This window comes from Streptococcus sp. HMSC056C01, assembly GCF_001811305.1.
Classification (GTDB): Bacteria; Bacillota; Bacilli; order Lactobacillales; family Streptococcaceae; genus Streptococcus.
The window spans coordinates 180,185-196,105 of record NZ_KV804182.1 but is presented as its reverse complement, the minus strand read 5'-3'; the positions used below and the strand labels follow the sequence as shown (position 1 = coordinate 196,105).

The 15,921-nt window shown below is 39.7% G+C and carries 15 protein-coding genes and 1 pseudogene; 11 read left to right on the top strand and 5 right to left on the bottom strand.

What is annotated here, in order from left to right; all coding sequences use genetic code 11:
- The 3 genes and pseudogenes from HMPREF2795_RS02000 to HMPREF2795_RS01990 all read left to right on the top strand — a co-directional run.
- A pseudogene (locus HMPREF2795_RS02000) lies at positions 1 to 152 on the top strand (N-acetylmuramoyl-L-alanine amidase family protein); the annotation flags it as partial.
- A gap of 103 nt (positions 153 to 255) precedes the next feature.
- On the top strand, positions 256 to 1,209 hold the full coding sequence (locus HMPREF2795_RS01995) for a class I SAM-dependent methyltransferase (protein WP_000345090.1): 954 nt from the start codon (positions 256 to 258) through the stop codon (positions 1,207 to 1,209).
- Between the two features lie 49 nt (positions 1,210 to 1,258).
- On the top strand, positions 1,259 to 2,449 hold the full coding sequence (locus HMPREF2795_RS01990) for an acetate kinase (RefSeq protein WP_000167796.1): 1,191 nt from the start codon (positions 1,259 to 1,261) through the stop codon (positions 2,447 to 2,449).
- A gap of 56 nt (positions 2,450 to 2,505) precedes the next feature.
- On the opposite strand, the gene birA is transcribed toward HMPREF2795_RS01990, so the two are convergent.
- On the bottom strand, positions 2,506 to 3,441 hold the full coding sequence (gene birA, locus HMPREF2795_RS01985) for a bifunctional biotin--[acetyl-CoA-carboxylase] ligase/biotin operon repressor BirA (RefSeq protein ID WP_000844524.1): 936 nt from the start codon (positions 3,439 to 3,441) through the stop codon (positions 2,506 to 2,508).
- 210 nt (positions 3,442 to 3,651) lie between these two features.
- Here birA and HMPREF2795_RS01980 point away from each other — a divergent pair, with 210 nt between their 5' ends.
- Complete coding sequence (locus tag HMPREF2795_RS01980; protein ID WP_000835674.1) at positions 3,652 to 4,842, top strand: O-antigen ligase family protein; 1,191 nt, start codon at positions 3,652 to 3,654, stop codon at positions 4,840 to 4,842.
- A gap of 49 nt (positions 4,843 to 4,891) precedes the next feature.
- Here HMPREF2795_RS01980 and HMPREF2795_RS01975 read toward each other — a convergent pair whose 3' ends face one another.
- Positions 4,892 to 5,440 (bottom strand): NAD(P)H-dependent oxidoreductase, encoded by a 549-nt coding sequence (locus HMPREF2795_RS01975; protein WP_075228094.1) that lies wholly within the window; start codon positions 5,438 to 5,440, stop codon positions 4,892 to 4,894.
- A 260-nt stretch (positions 5,441 to 5,700) separates the two neighbouring features.
- On the opposite strand from HMPREF2795_RS01975, the gene HMPREF2795_RS01970 reads away from it, so the two are divergent.
- The 5 genes from HMPREF2795_RS01970 (at position 5,701) to HMPREF2795_RS01950 (ending at position 11,117) form a co-directional block, all read left to right on the top strand.
- Complete coding sequence (locus HMPREF2795_RS01970) at positions 5,701 to 6,189, top strand: cell wall elongation regulator TseB-like domain-containing protein (protein WP_049510266.1); 489 nt, start codon at positions 5,701 to 5,703, stop codon at positions 6,187 to 6,189.
- Positions 6,186 to 7,364, top strand: a complete 1,179-nt coding sequence (locus tag HMPREF2795_RS01965; protein WP_075228093.1) for a pyridoxal phosphate-dependent aminotransferase — start codon at positions 6,186 to 6,188, stop codon at positions 7,362 to 7,364. The genes HMPREF2795_RS01970 and HMPREF2795_RS01965 overlap by 4 nt, the downstream gene beginning before the upstream one ends.
- Positions 7,365 to 7,514: 150 nt before the next feature.
- Positions 7,515 to 8,858, top strand: coding sequence for an asparagine--tRNA ligase (gene asnS / locus HMPREF2795_RS01960; RefSeq protein ID WP_148131251.1), 1,344 nt, complete (start codon positions 7,515 to 7,517; stop codon positions 8,856 to 8,858).
- Between the two features lie 224 nt (positions 8,859 to 9,082).
- Positions 9,083 to 10,282 carry an MFS transporter gene (locus HMPREF2795_RS01955; protein ID WP_075228091.1) on the top strand — a complete coding sequence of 400 codons (1,200 nt, stop codon included), beginning with the start codon at positions 9,083 to 9,085 and terminating at the stop codon, positions 10,280 to 10,282.
- Positions 10,283 to 10,349: 67 nt separating this feature from the next.
- On the top strand, positions 10,350 to 11,117 hold the full coding sequence (locus HMPREF2795_RS01950) for an epoxyqueuosine reductase QueH (RefSeq protein WP_000567559.1): 768 nt from the start codon (positions 10,350 to 10,352) through the stop codon (positions 11,115 to 11,117).
- Between the two features lie 268 nt (positions 11,118 to 11,385).
- On the opposite strand, the gene HMPREF2795_RS01945 is transcribed toward HMPREF2795_RS01950, so the two are convergent.
- The 3 genes from HMPREF2795_RS01945 to HMPREF2795_RS01935 all read right to left on the bottom strand — a co-directional run bounded on the left by HMPREF2795_RS01945 (position 11,386) and on the right by HMPREF2795_RS01935 (position 13,568).
- Positions 11,386 to 11,919 carry a nucleoside tri-diphosphate phosphatase gene (locus HMPREF2795_RS01945; RefSeq protein ID WP_000775325.1) on the bottom strand — a complete coding sequence of 178 codons (534 nt, stop codon included), beginning with the start codon at positions 11,917 to 11,919 and terminating at the stop codon, positions 11,386 to 11,388.
- Positions 11,920 to 12,007: 88 nt separating this feature from the next.
- Positions 12,008 to 12,784: a recombination regulator RecX gene (gene recX / locus HMPREF2795_RS01940; protein ID WP_000705056.1), complete on the bottom strand. Its 777-nt coding sequence runs from the start codon at positions 12,782 to 12,784 to the stop codon at positions 12,008 to 12,010.
- Between the two features lie 10 nt (positions 12,785 to 12,794).
- Positions 12,795 to 13,568, bottom strand: a complete 774-nt coding sequence (locus tag HMPREF2795_RS01935) for an aminoglycoside 3'-phosphotransferase (protein WP_001092976.1) — start codon at positions 13,566 to 13,568, stop codon at positions 12,795 to 12,797.
- A 55-nt stretch (positions 13,569 to 13,623) separates the two neighbouring features.
- Between HMPREF2795_RS01935 and rlmD the strand changes: the two genes are divergently transcribed.
- Together rlmD and tpiA are read left to right on the top strand one after the other, a co-directional pair.
- The gene (gene rlmD, locus HMPREF2795_RS01930) at positions 13,624 to 14,991 is read left to right on the top strand and encodes a 23S rRNA (uracil(1939)-C(5))-methyltransferase RlmD (protein ID WP_075228090.1); all 1,368 of its coding nucleotides are present in this window, start codon (positions 13,624 to 13,626) and stop codon (positions 14,989 to 14,991) included.
- A 117-nt stretch (positions 14,992 to 15,108) separates the two neighbouring features.
- The gene (tpiA, locus tag HMPREF2795_RS01925) at positions 15,109 to 15,867 is read left to right on the top strand and encodes a triose-phosphate isomerase (RefSeq protein WP_000087902.1); all 759 of its coding nucleotides are present in this window, start codon (positions 15,109 to 15,111) and stop codon (positions 15,865 to 15,867) included.
- Positions 15,868 to 15,921: the final 54 nt, after the last annotated feature.

Genomic DNA, 15,921 nt, shown 5'->3' with positions numbered 1-15,921 from the left:
CTTGGTATTATCTAAAAGACTCAGGTTCAATGGCAACAGGCTGGATTAAAGATAATGGTAAGTGGTACTATCTGGCTTCATCTGGTAATATGCTTAGCAATACACGCACGCCAGATGGCTATTATGTAGATGCCAGTGGCGCTTGGAAATAAATGTTAAACAGAGAAAGTCTACTGAGGAGGTAGATTTTCTTTTTTTCATTTTCACAATTATGAAAATCTGGAAAAAGGACATTATTTTTGGTAAGATAAGGGTATGGATTTTGAAAAAATTGAACAAGCATATACCTATTTACTAGAAAATGTCCAAATCATCCAAAATGATTTGACGACAAATTTTTACGATGCCTTGATTGAGCAAAATGGGATCTATCTGGATGGTCAGACAAATCTGGAAGATGTCAAGAAAAATAATCAAGCATTAAAACGATTGGCTCTTCGAAAAGAAGAGTGGTTACGAACCTACCAATTCTTGTTAATGAAGGCAGCGCAAACAGAACCTCTACAAGCAAATCACCAGTTTACACCAGACGCCATTGGTCACTTGATGATTTTTCTGATGGAGCAACTGTGGCCTGCTGAAAATCTAAGTTTATTAGAGTTGGGTTCTGGGATGGGAATTCTGGGTGCTAGCTTCTTAACGTCCATGAACAAAAAGGTAGATTACCTTGGGATTGAACTAGATGACCTCTTGATTGATCTAGCTGCAAGCATGGCTGAAGTTATGGATCTTCAAATGGGCTTTGTCCAAGGAGATGCAGTACGTCCACAAGTATTAAAAGAAAGTGCTATTATTGTGAGCGACCTCCCGATTGGCTACTACCCAGACGATCAGATCGCTTCACGTTACCAAGTGGCAGCAAAAGATGAACATACTTACGCTCATCATCTATTAATGGAGCAATCTCTCAAGTATCTGAAGACGGGAGGCTATGCTATTTTCCTTGCTCCAACAGATCTTTTGACGAGTCCTCAGAGTGAACTTTTGAAATCATGGCTCACTGACCAGGCTCAACTAGTGGCAATTATTGCTTTACCAGAGGATCTATTCGCTCAAGGAGCCCAGTCTAAGACCATTTTTGTTTTGCAAAAGAAGGTGGGAGAAGGGACAGAGCCATTCGTTTATCCACTTACTAGTCTTCGGGATCCTGAAATTTTGTTGGAATTTAAGGAAAATTTTCAAAATTGGTGTCAAGAACATGAAATCTAGTATAAATTTTGATATAATAGTTGAAAACGCTTAAAAAAGGGGAAACATTATGACAAAAACCATTGCAATTAACGCTGGAAGCTCTAGCTTGAAATGGCAACTTTACCAAATGCCAGAAGAAAAAGTGCTTGCAAAAGGGTTGATTGAGCGAATTGGATTGAAAGATTCTATTTCTACAGTTAAGTTCGATGGTCGCTCAGAACAACAAGTCCTTGACATTGACAACCATACTTTGGCAGTTAAGATTTTGCTTGATGACTTGATTCGTTTTGATATTATTAAATCTTATGATGAAATTACTGGTGTTGGACACCGTGTCGTTGCAGGTGGAGAGTACTTCAAAGAGTCTACAGTCGTGGAAGGTGATGTAATTGAAAAAGTTGAAGAGTTAGGTCTTCTTGCTCCATTGCACAATCCTGCGAATGCTGCGGGTATTCGTGCCTTCAAAGAATTGTTGCCAGATATTACGAGTGTCGTTGTTTTTGATACTTCCTTCCATACAACAATGCCAGAGAAAGCTTATCGCTATCCTCTACCAACAAAATATTACACAGAAAACAAGGTTCGTAAGTACGGAGCCCATGGAACTAGCCATCAGTATGTCGCTCAAGAAGCAGCCAAGGTTTTGGGGCGTCCACTTGAAGAGTTGAAGTTAATCACCTGTCACATCGGTAATGGTGCTTCTATTACAGCTGTTAAGGGTGGGAAATCTGTTGATACCTCAATGGGATTCACTCCACTTGGTGGTGTAATGATGGGGACTCGTACAGGGGATATTGACCCAGCCATCATTCCTTATTTAATGCAATATACAGAGGACTTTAACAAACCTGAGGACATCAGTCGTATCCTCAATCGTGAGTCAGGATTGATGGGGGTTTCTGGTAAATCTAGTGATATGCGTGACGTGATTGCTGCTATGGATGCAGGAGATCATGATGCTACTTTGGCTTATGAAATGTATGTTGACCGTATCCAAAAACATATTGGTCAATACCTTGCAGTCCTAAATGGAGCAGATGCTATTATTTTCACAGCAGGTATCGGTGAAAATTCTACTAATGTACGTGAAGATGTTATTTCAGGGATTTCTTGGTTCGGTTGCGATGTAGATCCAGAGAAAAATGTCTTTGGTGCAACCGGAGATATTTCGACAGATGCAGCAAGTGTACGTGTACTGGTAATTCCAACGGATGAAGAATTGGTCATTGCGCGTGACGTTGAACGTTTGAAAAAATAACAGATTAAAAAAATCGACCTTTCTTATTGAAGGTCGATTTTTTTGATCTAGGAAAACTACCATTTAGTCAGTGAAACTTCGCCACTATTGAGCCAAATCTTTTCACCCTTTGCTAATTCTATCTGCAGTTGTCCTTGGTCAGAGATGTCACAGGCTTTTCCTGTGAATATTTCTTGATCCTTCTTGAAGGAAATCTCTTTTCCTAAAACGATTGAGCGATTTTTATAGAGATAGAGGAGTTCATCGGCTTCTGTTTCGTAGAAACATTTCCAAATTTCAGCAATCAATTCATTGCGAGTAATGGGAGTATGTTGAGAAAATAAGCTTCCAGCTTTAGTTTGTAGATTCTTGGGAAATTCAGCGATAGAAAAGTTGATCCCGACCCCAATGATAACATCTGTAACGAGTCCAGTTTCGACAGAGGTAATGGCTTCTGTTAGAATACCAGCAATTTTTTTCTGGTTCAGATAAATGTCATTGACCCACTTGATATCCACGTCGATTAAACTAAGGTTTTTGATAGCCTTGTAGATAGCTCCAGCTGTTAGAAGTGTATAGGCTGGAAGATTCTGATAAGGGAGATTAGGCTGTAGGTGAAGGGACATGTAAATCCCCCCCTTATCTGGAGAATAATAGGGACGTTGAAAACGACCGCGTCCCATGGTTTGGCTAGTGGAAAGGTAGAGTTTATCCCCTTTGGCACCAGCTTCCATAGCCTCTTTAGCATCAGTTTGGGTAGATTTTGTTGAGGGTTTAAACTGGACAGTAATGGGACTATTCGCTTCGATTTCCTGAGGCAAGATAAGGTCTCCGTCCAGAAGTTTATACCCACGGTTTTTGACACTGTCAATCTCCAGTCCCTCTTGCTGGAGACGTTGGATAGCTTTCCATACGGAAGTTCGAGATAGATTTAATCTCTCAGCTATTTTTTCTCCGCTTAGATAATCAGTCTCAGTAATTAGTATTTTATAGACTTCTTGGTAGGATTTCATGCTAGACCCTTTCTGGAATAATTAGATTTATTGTACCATATTTTTAAAAAAGGGATAGCGATTTTCAAGTAATCTTAGCTAACTATAAAATTTTACCCAGTTTTAGTTAGGAGTATAGAGGTAAAGAGGTTTTCAAATCGCTTGAAAAATGGTAAAATGTTTTAATAGCTTATTTATCTGAATGTGATATTCAGAAGGAAAGGATCTGTTGTGAAATCAATAGGTGTCATTGAAAAGTTAAAAAGTTTATCGAAACAAGAAGGACTTCTTTTAGGAGTTATTCTGAGTATTTTTCTCCCTTTTTATCTTTTTGTTATTATTTTTATCTCTTACTTACTTTGGTTAGTATATACTGGGGAGATGAAGGGGATCTTGAAACGTTTGTCTCAACACCCTGTTTTGCTCTTTTTTATTGCCTATAGCACTGCAATTTCTCTTCTAGCACAAAATGTGATGGGAGTAGTTGCCTCAGTTGCAATGTTTCTGTTTGCAATCTTCTTTTACTATTACCAATCTCAATTGACTCCTAAATTTTTCAGGTTGACGATTGAAGGAGTTTTAGCCTCGAGTGTCTTGGCAGCAGTCTTTGCAGCCTTGGAACATTTCCAAATTGTAAAGAAATTTGATTATACTTTCCTCTCACCAAGAATGCAGGTTTGGCATCAAAATCGAGCGGAAGTTGCCTTCTTTAATCCCAATTACTATGGAATTATCTGTTGTTTCTGTATCATGATTGGTTTTTATCTGATTAGCACAACTAAGTTAAGGTGGTTACGAATCTTTTCTATGATTGCCATCTTTGCTAATTTATTCGGTTTAAACTTTACGCAGAATCGTACAGCTTTTCCAGCCATTATCTTTGGAGCGATTATTTATCTCTTCACAACCATTAAGAACTGGCGTGCTTTCTGGCTTAGTATAGGAGTTTTTGGGGTTGGTTTAGCCTTTCTATTTTCTAGTGATTTAGGTGTTCGAATGGGAACCTTAGATTCATCTATGGAAGAGCGTGTTTCTATCTGGAATGCTGGAATGGCCTTGTTTAAGCAAAATCCATTCTGGGGTGAAGGACCGCTAACCTACATGCACTCTTTCCCTCGTATTGGAGCACCTTATCATGAACATGCTCATAGTATTTATATAGATACGATTTTGAGTTATGGAGTTGTTGGTACCGTTCTCTTGGGGATTGCTTCTGCCACTCCGGTACGAATGTTGATTGATATGAGTCAAGTACCTAGTAAGCGTCCTATCCTTGGACTTTACCTCTCTTTCTTGACAGTAGTAGCTGTGCACGGAATTTTTGATTTGGCTCTCTTTTGGCTTCAATCATCCTTTATTTTCCTTTTAGTGATGTGTAGTTTACCACTAAAACATAGTATGATTGATGAATTAGTTGATTAAGAAAAAGATAGTAGAAACTAACATTTTCTACTATCTTTTTTTCATTCAATTATTGAATAGCTTGAACCAAGTCTTCAGCTTGTTGTTTTAGTGAAGTAGCAACACTGTCTTCAAGGACTAATTTGCCATCTACCCAAGCAGAATCATTGATACGAGCTGCAGTGAATTCACCTACAACTTGTGTACGGATGAATGGCAAGAGGTCTTTGTAGATTGCAAAGAGTTGTTCATGACCTGCATTGGCTACAGATGATACTGTTACAATCTTATCTTGAAGAGCAGATGCTCCGCGTGTATCAGACAAGTCAAGAGCGCGTGAAAGCCAGTCAAGCAAGTTTTTAACTGTTCCAGGAATTGAGAAGTTGTAGACTGGAGAGAAAATCCAGATAGCATCAGCAGCCAGAACAGCTTCACGAGCTGCTGCTACAGCTGGAAGAGTTGGAACTTCAAGTTCTTGGTTAAAAAGTGGGATTGCTGAGTAGTCAAGGTAGCTAACCTCAGCTTTACCTGCAAGAGCTTTTTCGGCTTCTAGCGCCATTTGGTGGTTGAAGGAACCTTCACGAAGTGAACCAACGATAAATAATACTTTTTTAGACATAGGGAGTCTCCTTTATATTTTAATCAGAGCTTTCTCTGTTGTTGCAAGCAATGTTACAACAAAAGGAAATTATTTGCAAGAAATTTGCCCAGAAAATAAAATCGATGATAGTCAAGATTATTTTTAGGAGTAGAGATTAGGAAAAGTCTGTGAAATCAATGATTCAAGCGTCATATATTCCTGTCATAAGAGAAGTTCCGAGACAAATCCCCCTCCTTTATTCACTTGTAATTCACTTGGATAGATGGTAAAATAGACGAGTGAAAATGAGACAGAAAAAAGAAAAAAATTTCTTATTATTTCAGTACGGTATTGGTATGACCCTGCTGGCTCTAGTTGTGACCTCTTCCTTTCTCTATTTGGTGTGGCTTAGCATGAAGCCTTATCAGACAGCGAAGGTAGAAGGGGAAAAACTTACCAAGCAGTATGCGAATCTAGAAACGGTCAGTCAGGTTGATTTCTTCAATGGTTTAGAGAGCTATTATAGTGTCCTTGGCCAAGACAAGAATCAAAAGCCAGTAGCTGTTTTAATTGAGAAAAATAGTCAAAAAATCTATGTGTATCAACTAGAAAGTGGCACTTCACAAGAAAAAGCAGAAGCAGTTGTCAGAGAAAAAGGAGCAACTGAGATTGACACGATTACCTTTGGACGGTATGCTGATAAACCCGTCTGGGAAATCAAGTCTGGTGGAGACTACTATCTAGTGGATTTTGAAACTGGTGCCCTAATCGAAAAGGAGAAGCTATGAAATTATCTAAACGTGTCTTAGAAATGGAAGAAAGCGTCACTCTGGCTAGTGATGCAAGAGCAAAGAAATTAAAGGCTGAAGGAAAAGATGTTCTTTTCTTAACTTTAGGTCAGCCCGATTTTCATACTCCTGAAAATATTCAAGATGCTGCTGTTGAGGCTATTCGAGATGGACGTGCTTCTTTCTATACGGTAGCTTCAGGTTTGCCTGAATTAAAAGCAGCGGTCAATACCTATTTTGAACGTTATTATGGTTATTCTGTAGCGGCTAATGAGGTCACATTTGCTACCGGTGCCAAGTTCTCCCTTTATACTTTCTTTATGGCTGTGATTAATCCTGGAGATGAGGTTATCATTCCAACACCTTACTGGGTTAGCTATGGGGATCAAGTGAAAATGGCTGAAGGTGTTCCAGTATTTGTCCAAGCTAAGGAAGACAATCACTTTAAAGTAACCGTGGAGCAATTAGAAGCAGCTCGCACAGATAAGACCAAGGTCTTGGTTCTGAACTCCCCATCTAATCCTACCGGTATGATCTATTCTCGTGAGGAACTCTTGGCTATCGGAAATTGGGCTGTTGAAAATGACATTCTCATCCTAGCAGATGATATTTATGGTCGTTTGGTCTATAACGGAAATGAATTTGTCCCAATCTCTAGTCTGTCAGAAGCCATTCGCAAGCAAACCATCGTCATCAATGGTGTATCTAAAGCTTATGCCATGACAGGTTGGCGGGTGGGTTATGCAGTAGGTGATCCAGAAATCATCGCTGCTATGAGCAAACTAACAGGTCAAACGACTTCTAACCTGACTGCTGTATCTCAATACGCAACAATTGAAGCGCTAACTGGTCCACAAGACTCTGTAGAAACCATGCGTCAGGCTTTCGAGGAACGTTTAAACACCATCTATCCACTCTTGTGTCAAGTCCCTGGCTTTGAAGTGGTCAAACCGCAAGGTGCTTTCTACCTCTTCCCAAATGTTAAAAAAGCCATGGAAATGAAGGGTTATACCGACGTAACAGCCTTTACAACGGCTATTCTTGAGGAAGTTGGTCTGGCCCTGATTACAGGAGCAGGATTTGGAGCACCAGAGAATGTCCGTCTCAGCTATGCGACAGACTTGGAAACTCTTAAAGAAGCTATTCGTCGTTTGCACCTATTTATGGAAAAATAAGAAGTTAAACCTCCGTCCTCTTTGCGGAGGTTTTTGTAGCTAAAAACTTATGAATTTCTATCAAACTAGCTAGCTATCAGGCATTATTTGTGGTACAATAGTGGGTAATAATGTCTTTAGACAAGTTAAACGAAAAAAGGAAGATAAATGATGACAAAACGTGTAACAATTATCGAAGTAAAAGATTACGTTGGTCAAGAAGTCACTATCGGTGCTTGGGTTGCCAACAAATCTGGAAAAGGGAAAATTGCCTTCTTGCAATTGCGTGACGGAACTGCCTTCTTCCAAGGCGTGGCTTTCAAACCCAACTTTATCGAAAAATTTGGAGAAGAAGTAGGTCTTGAAAAATTTGACACCATCAAACGCCTAAGCCAAGAAACATCTGTTTTTGTGACAGGGATTGTCAAAGAAGACGAACGTTCTAAATTTGGTTACGAGTTGGATATTACAGACATCGAAGTGATCGGTGAATCTCAAGATTACCCAATCACTCCAAAAGAACATGGAACAGACTTCTTGATGGACAACCGTCACTTGTGGCTTCGTTCTCGTAAGCAAGTTGCTGTCATGCAAATCCGTAATGCTATCATCTATGCAACTTATGAGTTCTTCGACAAGAACGGCTTTATGAAGTTTGATAGCCCAATTCTTTCAGGAAATGCAGCAGAAGATTCTACAGAACTTTTTGAAACTGACTACTTTGGAACACCAGCCTACTTGAGCCAATCTGGTCAGCTTTATCTTGAAGCTGGGGCTATGGCTCTTGGTCGTGTCTTTGACTTTGGTCCAGTATTCCGTGCTGAAAAATCTAAAACTCGTCGTCACTTGACTGAATTCTGGATGATGGATGCGGAGTACTCATACTTGACACACGATGAGTCACTTGACTTGCAAGAAGCTTATGTAAAAGCATTGCTTCAAGGTGTTCTTGATCGTGCTCCTCAAGCCTTGGAAACATTGGAACGTGACACTGAGCTTTTGAAACGCTACATTGCAGAGCCATTCAAACGCATCACTTACGATCAAGCCATTGACCTCTTGCAAGAGCATGAGAATGATGAAGACGCTGACTACGAACATCTTGAGCATGGTGATGACTTTGGTTCACCACATGAAACTTGGATTTCAAACCACTTTGGTGTGCCAACTTTTGTCATGAACTATCCAGCAGCCATTAAGGCCTTCTACATGAAACCAGTTCTTGGAAATCCAGAGCGCGTGCTTTGTGCAGACTTGCTTGCACCAGAAGGTTACGGAGAAATCATTGGTGGTTCAATGCGTGAGGAAGACTACGATGCCCTTGTCGCTAAGATGGAAGAACTTGGTATGGATCGTACAGAGTATGAATTCTATCTTGACCTTCGTAAATACGGTACAGTACCACACGGTGGATTTGGTATTGGTATCGAGCGTATGGTAACTTTTGCAGCTGGAACTAAACACATCCGTGAAGCCATTCCATTCCCACGTATGTTGCACCGTATCAAACCTTAATAGCCATAAAAACGCCGTCTGGCGTTTTTATACTCTTCGAAAATCAAATTCAAACTACGTCAGCTTCGCCTTGCCGTACTCAAGTACAACCTGCGGCTAGCTTCCTAGTTTGCTCTTTGATTTTCATTGAGTATTACTTTAAATGAAAGAGGTGGAGAAAATGTAGGCAAATCTAGGTAAGTCTTTTATAAAAACTCATATTATATATTGAAAGAGAGAAAACGATGTTTAAAAGAACTTACAAACGCAATATTCCACTCCTAGCAGGTCTGGAATTCACTTCTTATTTTGGAATCACCAGTTTTTGGATTTTATTTTTCATTCAAAATGGTCTTTCCTTACTTCAAATCGGTCTATTAGAAAGTATCTTTCACGGTACAAGTCTCTTGTGTGAAATCCCGTCTGGTATGTTGGCCGATCGATTTAGCTACAAGACCAATCTCTATTTGGCTCGCTTGGCCAGTATTGTGTCCTCTATCTTGATTTTGTTTGGTCAGGGGAATTTTTGGATTTATGCTTTTGCTATGATGGTCAACGCTTGGTCTTATAATTTTGACTCGGGAACCAGCACCGCTTTCTTATATGATTCAACAGTTGAAGCAGGTCAAAAGGACCGCTATCTTCAGATTTCTAGTTTTTTGTCTGGTGTGGCAGAAGTCACCCGAACCCTAGGTACAGTTGTGGCAGGCTTCTTTATTCACGGAGCATTGGCTTGGACCTATCTGATTGCTATTGGATTATCTTTTCTTTCTATAATCTTGATTTATTTGATGAAAGAACCAATGGCTAAGAGAGAAAAAAATGAAGCCTTAACCTTTAAAACGATTGTCCTGCAAGTTCGAAAAGAATGGCATGAAAAACCAGTACTCTTTTACTGGATGATGACTTATCAGCTAGTCGGAACACTCATGTGTATGTTTTACTTTTATTATCAGCAGAAAATAAGTGACTTAGCAGGATGGCAGGTTTCACTGGTCATGCTGATTGGTAGTGGCTTAAATCTTATAGCAGTTTATGTAGCTAGTCAAATTGGTAAAAAATGGAATAGCAATCGAGTTTTTCCGACTCTTGTTGCACTAACGGGCTTGGCCTTACTATTGGTGTTTTCTGGAACTCCCTTTGCTCTTCTTCTCGTATATCTTTTGACCGATACACTCTATGCAGTTTATCAGCCGATCTATTTCAATGACTTACAAGGCTATTTACCGTCCAGTGTTAGAGCAACTATGCTTAGTATCAATTCCATGCTCTTTAGTCTTTCCATGATTGTCATATTTCCACTGACAGGCTGGATGATTGATCGTTGTGGTCTTGTAGCGGTCTTTTTAGTTCTAGGTCTTATCTTGCTTTTCATTTATCCTATATTAATAATCAGTTTGACAAGGATGGGCAAGCTATTAGATAAGAACTTAAAAACTGAGTAAAGCACGAAAACCTATTTGCCCAAAGGGTCATCCTGTGGTACAATAGCAAGAGGAAAAGGAGAAGAGTATGATCGATGTAGAAGAAATTCTAAGTAAGATGAATCCCAATCAAAAGATCAACTATGACCGAGTCATGCAAAAGATGGTTCAAGTTTGGGAAAAAAATGAAGAAAGACCAACTATTCTCATGCACGTCTGTTGTGCTCCCTGTAGCACCTATACTTTAGAGTATTTGACCAAATATGCAGATGTAACTATTTATTTTGCTAATTCAAATATCCATCCTAAAGCTGAGTATCACAAGCGTGCCTATGTGACAAAAAAGTTTGTCAGTGATTTCAATGAACGAACTGGCAACAAGGTTCAATATCTAGAAGCACCCTATGAACCCAACGAATACCGTCAGCTGGTCAGAGGTTTGGAAGAAGAACCTGAAGGTGGCGATCGTTGCAAGGTTTGTTTTGACTATCGTCTGGATAAGACAGCTCAAGTAGCTATGGATTTGGGCTTTGATTACTTCGGCTCAGCCCTAACCATCAGTCCCCATAAAAATTCACAAACCATCAATAGTATCGGGATCGACGTGCAGAAAATCTACACAACTCATTATCTTCCGAGCGACTTTAAGAAAAATCAAGGCTATAAACGCTCTGTAGAAATGTGTGAAGAGTACGACATTTATCGTCAATGCTACTGTGGCTGTGTCTATGCCGCTCAAGCACAGAATATTGACTTGGTACAGGTCAAGAAGGATGCAACTGCCTTTATGGTAGATAAGGATATCGAAAAAGACTATTCGCATATCAAGTTCACTGTTACGAAGTTAGATATTTAGACGAAAACCTGCCCAATGTGGCAGGTTTTTTGCTAGGAAAAGGTGATGGAGAGAAGTCGATGGACCGATCTATGAATTCCTAGTCCATGACTCGAGAGACTTCAATAAATCAGTTGAGACTTAAAACTTGTGGATGAAAAATGAAGTTTTGCTTAAAGGAGCTTTTTGGGATTTAGAAGGCTGATAAACAGTTCAATTAGTCGCTACTCAAAGGCTTGTTGAAAATCAAAAAACGAGGTCAGGATTTTAATCCTGACCTCTGACAACTTTACCGATTCTTTAGTTCTACGTAGCGTTTGTACCAAATGTTGACATAGGCTTCTGAGAAAGGACCTCGCTCATTGTTAATCCAATCAACAAGAATCTTAACATGCTCTTTCAGAATATAGTCTAGATCAGAAGAATACTTCATTTTTCGCTTGTGTCGTTCATACTCCTCAACGTCCAAGAGGCGTTTTTCACCATCTGTAAAAACTTTAACATCCAAATCATAGTCAATGTATTTTAAAGCTTCTTCATCCAGATAGTAAGGACTTGCCATATTGCAGTAGTAGGAGATACCATTTTCACGAATCATAGCGATAATATTAAACCAATATTTCTTGTGAAAGTAAACAATAGCCGGTTCTCGAGTCACCCAACGACGACCGTCACTTTCGGTAACAAGTGTGTGGTCGTTGACGCCGATAATAGCGTTCTCTGTTGTTTTTAGTACCATGGTGTCTCGCCAAGTACGGTGGAGACTCCCATCATGCTTATAACTTTGAATTGTAATAAAGTCGCCTTCTTTTGGAAGTTTCATAACTAACCAACTTTCTACAATTTATAAGTTTATCGTTTACTATTGTATCACATTTTTGTTTAAAGTTCTTAGTTTTTTCATGAAAAAATTAAAGATATTCTCTGAGAGCGCTGGCTATATCCGAAAAATCATAACCTTTTCTAGCTAAAACTTGGGTCAAACGTTGTTTCAGTTCGTATCCTTCATACTTTCGTGAGTATTTTGGGTATTGCTTATCTAACTCTTTAAAAATAAGTTCCTGAACGGTTTCTTCTTCGACCTGGCTATCCAATTGGTCAAAGGCTGTTTTGGCTTCTGTGTAGGAAAATCCTTTATTGGTTAGGCTTTGGATAATCTTATCCTGTAGGGCGCGGGCAGGTAATTTCCCCTGGTATTTTTTCAGTAGTTTTTCAGCTGTCCGTTCTGCGACTTCCGTCATATCAAATTCTTGTAAGACTTCTTGGATAATGGATTTGGTAACGCCTTTTTGAGAAATCTTCTGCATCAGCATATAGCTTCCCTTATCTCCTGAAAGCTGATTGGAATTGATGATGGCATAAGCATATTGCCGGTCATTGATCCAATTATCATCTTTTAAAGACTGGATAACTTTGGGGATGATTTTCCCATCAATTTCATGCTTGGTTAGATAATCTCGAACTTCTTTTTCAGTGCGGGCCTTGAAGGATAAGTGGTAAAGAGCTAGATTTTTACTGTAGGAAAATTGCGCAAAGGATTTAATCTCAGTTAGTTCTTCAGCTGAGATCTCTTTCCCTTTTGTCAACATAAAGCGCACAATGGTATCCTCTGTAATGTAGCAGGTTTGGTCGCTATCAAGCTCAAGTAGAAAGAGTCTTTTTTTCTTTTCAAGTTTTGTGATTTTCATGGTTTACCTCTTATCCAAATGCTTCGAAGGCAGCAACGAGTCGAAGTTTGTTGCTATCAACCAGCTCTCTCCCGTAATAGTTGAGAAATAGTTCAGCATATTTGGGATCTTTTAAGTTGTAATTGAGGGACCAAACTGCCCAAAAGAGATCGATATGCCGGTCACTAAAATCAGCCAAACCAAGATCAATAAAACAAGAGAAGTGGTCAGCATCTTTTAGAATAAAGTTTGGTAGACAGGCATCACCGTGAATAAAGGCATCTGTTTCTAAAAGGTGCCCTTGTTCTTGGATGAGTTGGAAGGCCTCTTCGCGACTGTTAATCTGGAATTGGGGGAGGAGCGCCTTGGCATAGAACTCACCTTTTTCATAGTTTTTAAAGGCTCTTTCTTTATAGGCTTTTAAATGATTTTCTGATGGAAAATTTTGTGGGTTTAAGTTGTGAAGCTTTTTAAGAGCCTCTGCCATGGTTCGGCAGATTTTTTCTGGCTGGTCTAAAAAAGCGAGAGCATCATGACCAATAGCCTCTTTAGTCAGGAGGTAGTCTTTATCTGTAGATAGATAGTGGATGACTGGAGTTCCTATTCCTTCTTGTTCAAACCAACTTGCAATGCTAGCTTCTCGCTCTAATCTTCCCTTTTGATCAATTTTTAAATAGTAATCTGAATCAAGATAGAGAACTCTTGCGCCTGAATGAGAAGAGCTGTCAGATAGGTTGGCCCCCTCTATATAAGTTCGTAATTGCTCAGGAAAATCCAATGAGGAAAAAGATATCTTTGTATTCATGGTTTTATTGTAACATATTCTTAACCATTGAGAAACTACGTGGTATAATAGACTTATGAATCTAAAAGTCAAACAAAAAATTCCATTAAAAATCAAGCGCATGGGGATTAACGGGGAAGGAATTGGTTTTTTCCAGAAAACCCTCGTTTTTGTTCCAGGTGCCCTCAAGGGAGAAGATATCTATTGTCAGGTGACTTCGGTTAAGCGTAACTACGTTGAGGCTAAACTGCTTGAGGTCAATAAAAAATCTAAGTTTCGAGTGGTTCCAGACTGTACCATTTATAATGAGTGTGGAGGCTGTCAAATCATGCACCTGCACTATGACAAACAGCTGGAGTTCAAGACGGATCTCCTCCATCAAGCTCTGAAGAAATTTGCACCTGCTGGCTATGAAAACTATGAAATCAGACCAACCATTGGCATGCAGGAGCCTAAGTATTATCGGGCTAAACTGCAATTCCAAACTCGAAAGTTCAAAGGCCAAGTCAAGGCAGGTTTGTATGCTCAGAATTCTCACTACTTGGTTGAGCTAAAAGACTGTCTGGTTCAAGACAAGGAGACGCAGATTATTGCCAATCGCATTTCTGAACTCTTGACCTATCATCAAATTCCGATTACAGATGAACGGAAAATTCTTGGAGTTCGGACCATCATGGTTCGTCGAGCACGGAAAACTGGGCAAGTTCAGATTATCATTGTGACCAATCGCCAATTGAATTTGACTCAATTTGTGAAAGACCTAGTCAAGGATTATCCTGAAGTAGTGACTGTCGCAGTCAATACCAATACTGCCAAAACTTCTGAGATTTATGGGGACAAGACAGAGATTATTTGGGGTCAAGATAGTATACGCGAAGGTGTTCTAGATTATGAATTCTCTCTTTCACCTCGAGCTTTCTATCAGCTTAATCCTGAACAGACTGAAATTCTCTATAGTGAAGCGGTTAAGGCCTTGGATGTGACTGAGAATGACCATCTGATTGATGCCTATTGTGGTGTTGGGACCATTGGTTTTGCTTTTGCTAAAAAAGTCAAAAGTTTGAGAGGGATGGATATTATCCCAGAAGCTATTGAGGATGCCAAAGAAAATGCTAAGCGTATGGGTTATACCAATACTCACTATGAAGCAGGGACTGCAGAAGAAATTATTCCTCGTTGGTACAAGGAAGGCTATCGTGCAGATGCTTTGATAGTAGACCCGCCGCGTACAGGTTTAGATGATAAGCTCTTGGATACCATTGTCAAATACGCTCCTGAAAAGATGGTTTATGTATCCTGTAATGTGTCTACCTTGGCGCGTGATTTAGTCCGATTGCTAGAGGTTTATGACCTGCATTATATCCAGTCCGTTGACATGTTTCCACACACGGCTAGAACAGAAGCAGTGGTCAAATTAACGAGGCGCAAGCCAGCTTTCAAATAGAAATGGCGACTGGAAAGTTTTTGAAAAGAAGACTTCTAGTTACAGAGTAAGATTTGCAAGCTATCTATAAATATGATAAAATAAGTAGAAAATAAAATGAAAAAAGAGGTATGTGAAATGTCACGTAAACCATTTATTGCTGGTAACTGGAAAATGAACAAAAACCCAGAAGAAGCAAAAGCATTCGTTGAAGCTGTAGCATCAAAACTTCCTTCATCAGACCTTGTTGAAGCAGGTATCGCAGCTCCTGCAGTTGATTTGACTACTGTACTTGCTGCTGCTAAAGGTTCAAACCTTAAAGTTGCTGCTCAAAACTGCTACTTTGAAAATGCTGGTGCTTTCACTGGTGAAACTAGCCCACAAGTTTTGAAAGAAATCGGTACTGACTACGTTGTTATCGGTCACTCAGAACGTCGTGACTACTTCCACGAAACAGACGAAGACATCAACAAAAAAGCAAAAGCAATCTTTGCTAACGGCATGCTTCCAATCATCTGTTGTGGTGAGTCACTTGAAACTTACGAAGCTGGTAAAGCAGCAGAATTCGTAGGTGCTCAAGTTTCAGCTGCTCTTGCTGGATTGACTGCAGAACAAGTAGCTTCATCAGTTATCGCTTATGAGCCAATCTGGGCTATCGGTACTGGTAAATCAGCTTCACAAGACGACGCACAAAAAATGTGTAAAGTTGTTCGTGACGTTGTAGCTGCTGACTTCGGTCAAGAAGTAGCTGACAAAGTACGTGTTCAATACGGTGGTTCAGTTAAACCTGAAAACGTTGCTGAATACATGGCTTGTCCAGACGTTGACGGAGCTCTTGTTGGTGGTGCATCCCTTGATCCAGAAAGCTTCTTGGCATTGCTTGACTTTGTAAAATAGTCTTTAAATATCTGAGACAGACAGTTCCCTCTCTCGAGGTTTTGGCTGCCTGTC

Excerpts from the sequence above, each read along its gene's own strand:
- HMPREF2795_RS01945 (WP_000775325.1), bottom strand. The coding sequence starts at position 11,919 with ATGAAACTTCCAAAAGAAGGCGACTTTATTACAATTCAAAGTTATAAG.
- HMPREF2795_RS01955 (WP_075228091.1), top strand. The coding sequence starts at position 9,083 with ATGTTTAAAAGAACTTACAAACGCAATATTCCACTCCTAGCAGGTCTG.
- HMPREF2795_RS01935 (WP_001092976.1), bottom strand. The coding sequence starts at position 13,568 with ATGAATACAAAGATATCTTTTTCCTCATTGGATTTTCCTGAGCAATTA.
- recX (WP_000705056.1), bottom strand. The coding sequence starts at position 12,784 with ATGAAAATCACAAAACTTGAAAAGAAAAAAAGACTCTTTCTACTTGAG.
- HMPREF2795_RS01950 (WP_000567559.1), top strand. The coding sequence starts at position 10,350 with ATGATCGATGTAGAAGAAATTCTAAGTAAGATGAATCCCAATCAAAAG.
- HMPREF2795_RS01995 (WP_000345090.1), top strand. The coding sequence starts at position 256 with ATGGATTTTGAAAAAATTGAACAAGCATATACCTATTTACTAGAAAAT.
- HMPREF2795_RS01990 (WP_000167796.1), top strand. The coding sequence starts at position 1,259 with ATGACAAAAACCATTGCAATTAACGCTGGAAGCTCTAGCTTGAAATGG.
- HMPREF2795_RS01965 (WP_075228093.1), top strand. The coding sequence starts at position 6,186 with ATGAAATTATCTAAACGTGTCTTAGAAATGGAAGAAAGCGTCACTCTG.
- HMPREF2795_RS01975 (WP_075228094.1), bottom strand. The coding sequence starts at position 5,440 with ATGTCTAAAAAAGTATTATTTATCGTTGGTTCACTTCGTGAAGGTTCC.
- asnS (WP_148131251.1), top strand. The coding sequence starts at position 7,515 with ATGACAAAACGTGTAACAATTATCGAAGTAAAAGATTACGTTGGTCAA.
- birA (WP_000844524.1), bottom strand. The coding sequence starts at position 3,441 with ATGAAATCCTACCAAGAAGTCTATAAAATACTAATTACTGAGACTGAT.
- rlmD (WP_075228090.1), top strand. The coding sequence starts at position 13,624 with ATGAATCTAAAAGTCAAACAAAAAATTCCATTAAAAATCAAGCGCATG.
- tpiA (WP_000087902.1), top strand. The coding sequence starts at position 15,109 with ATGTCACGTAAACCATTTATTGCTGGTAACTGGAAAATGAACAAAAAC.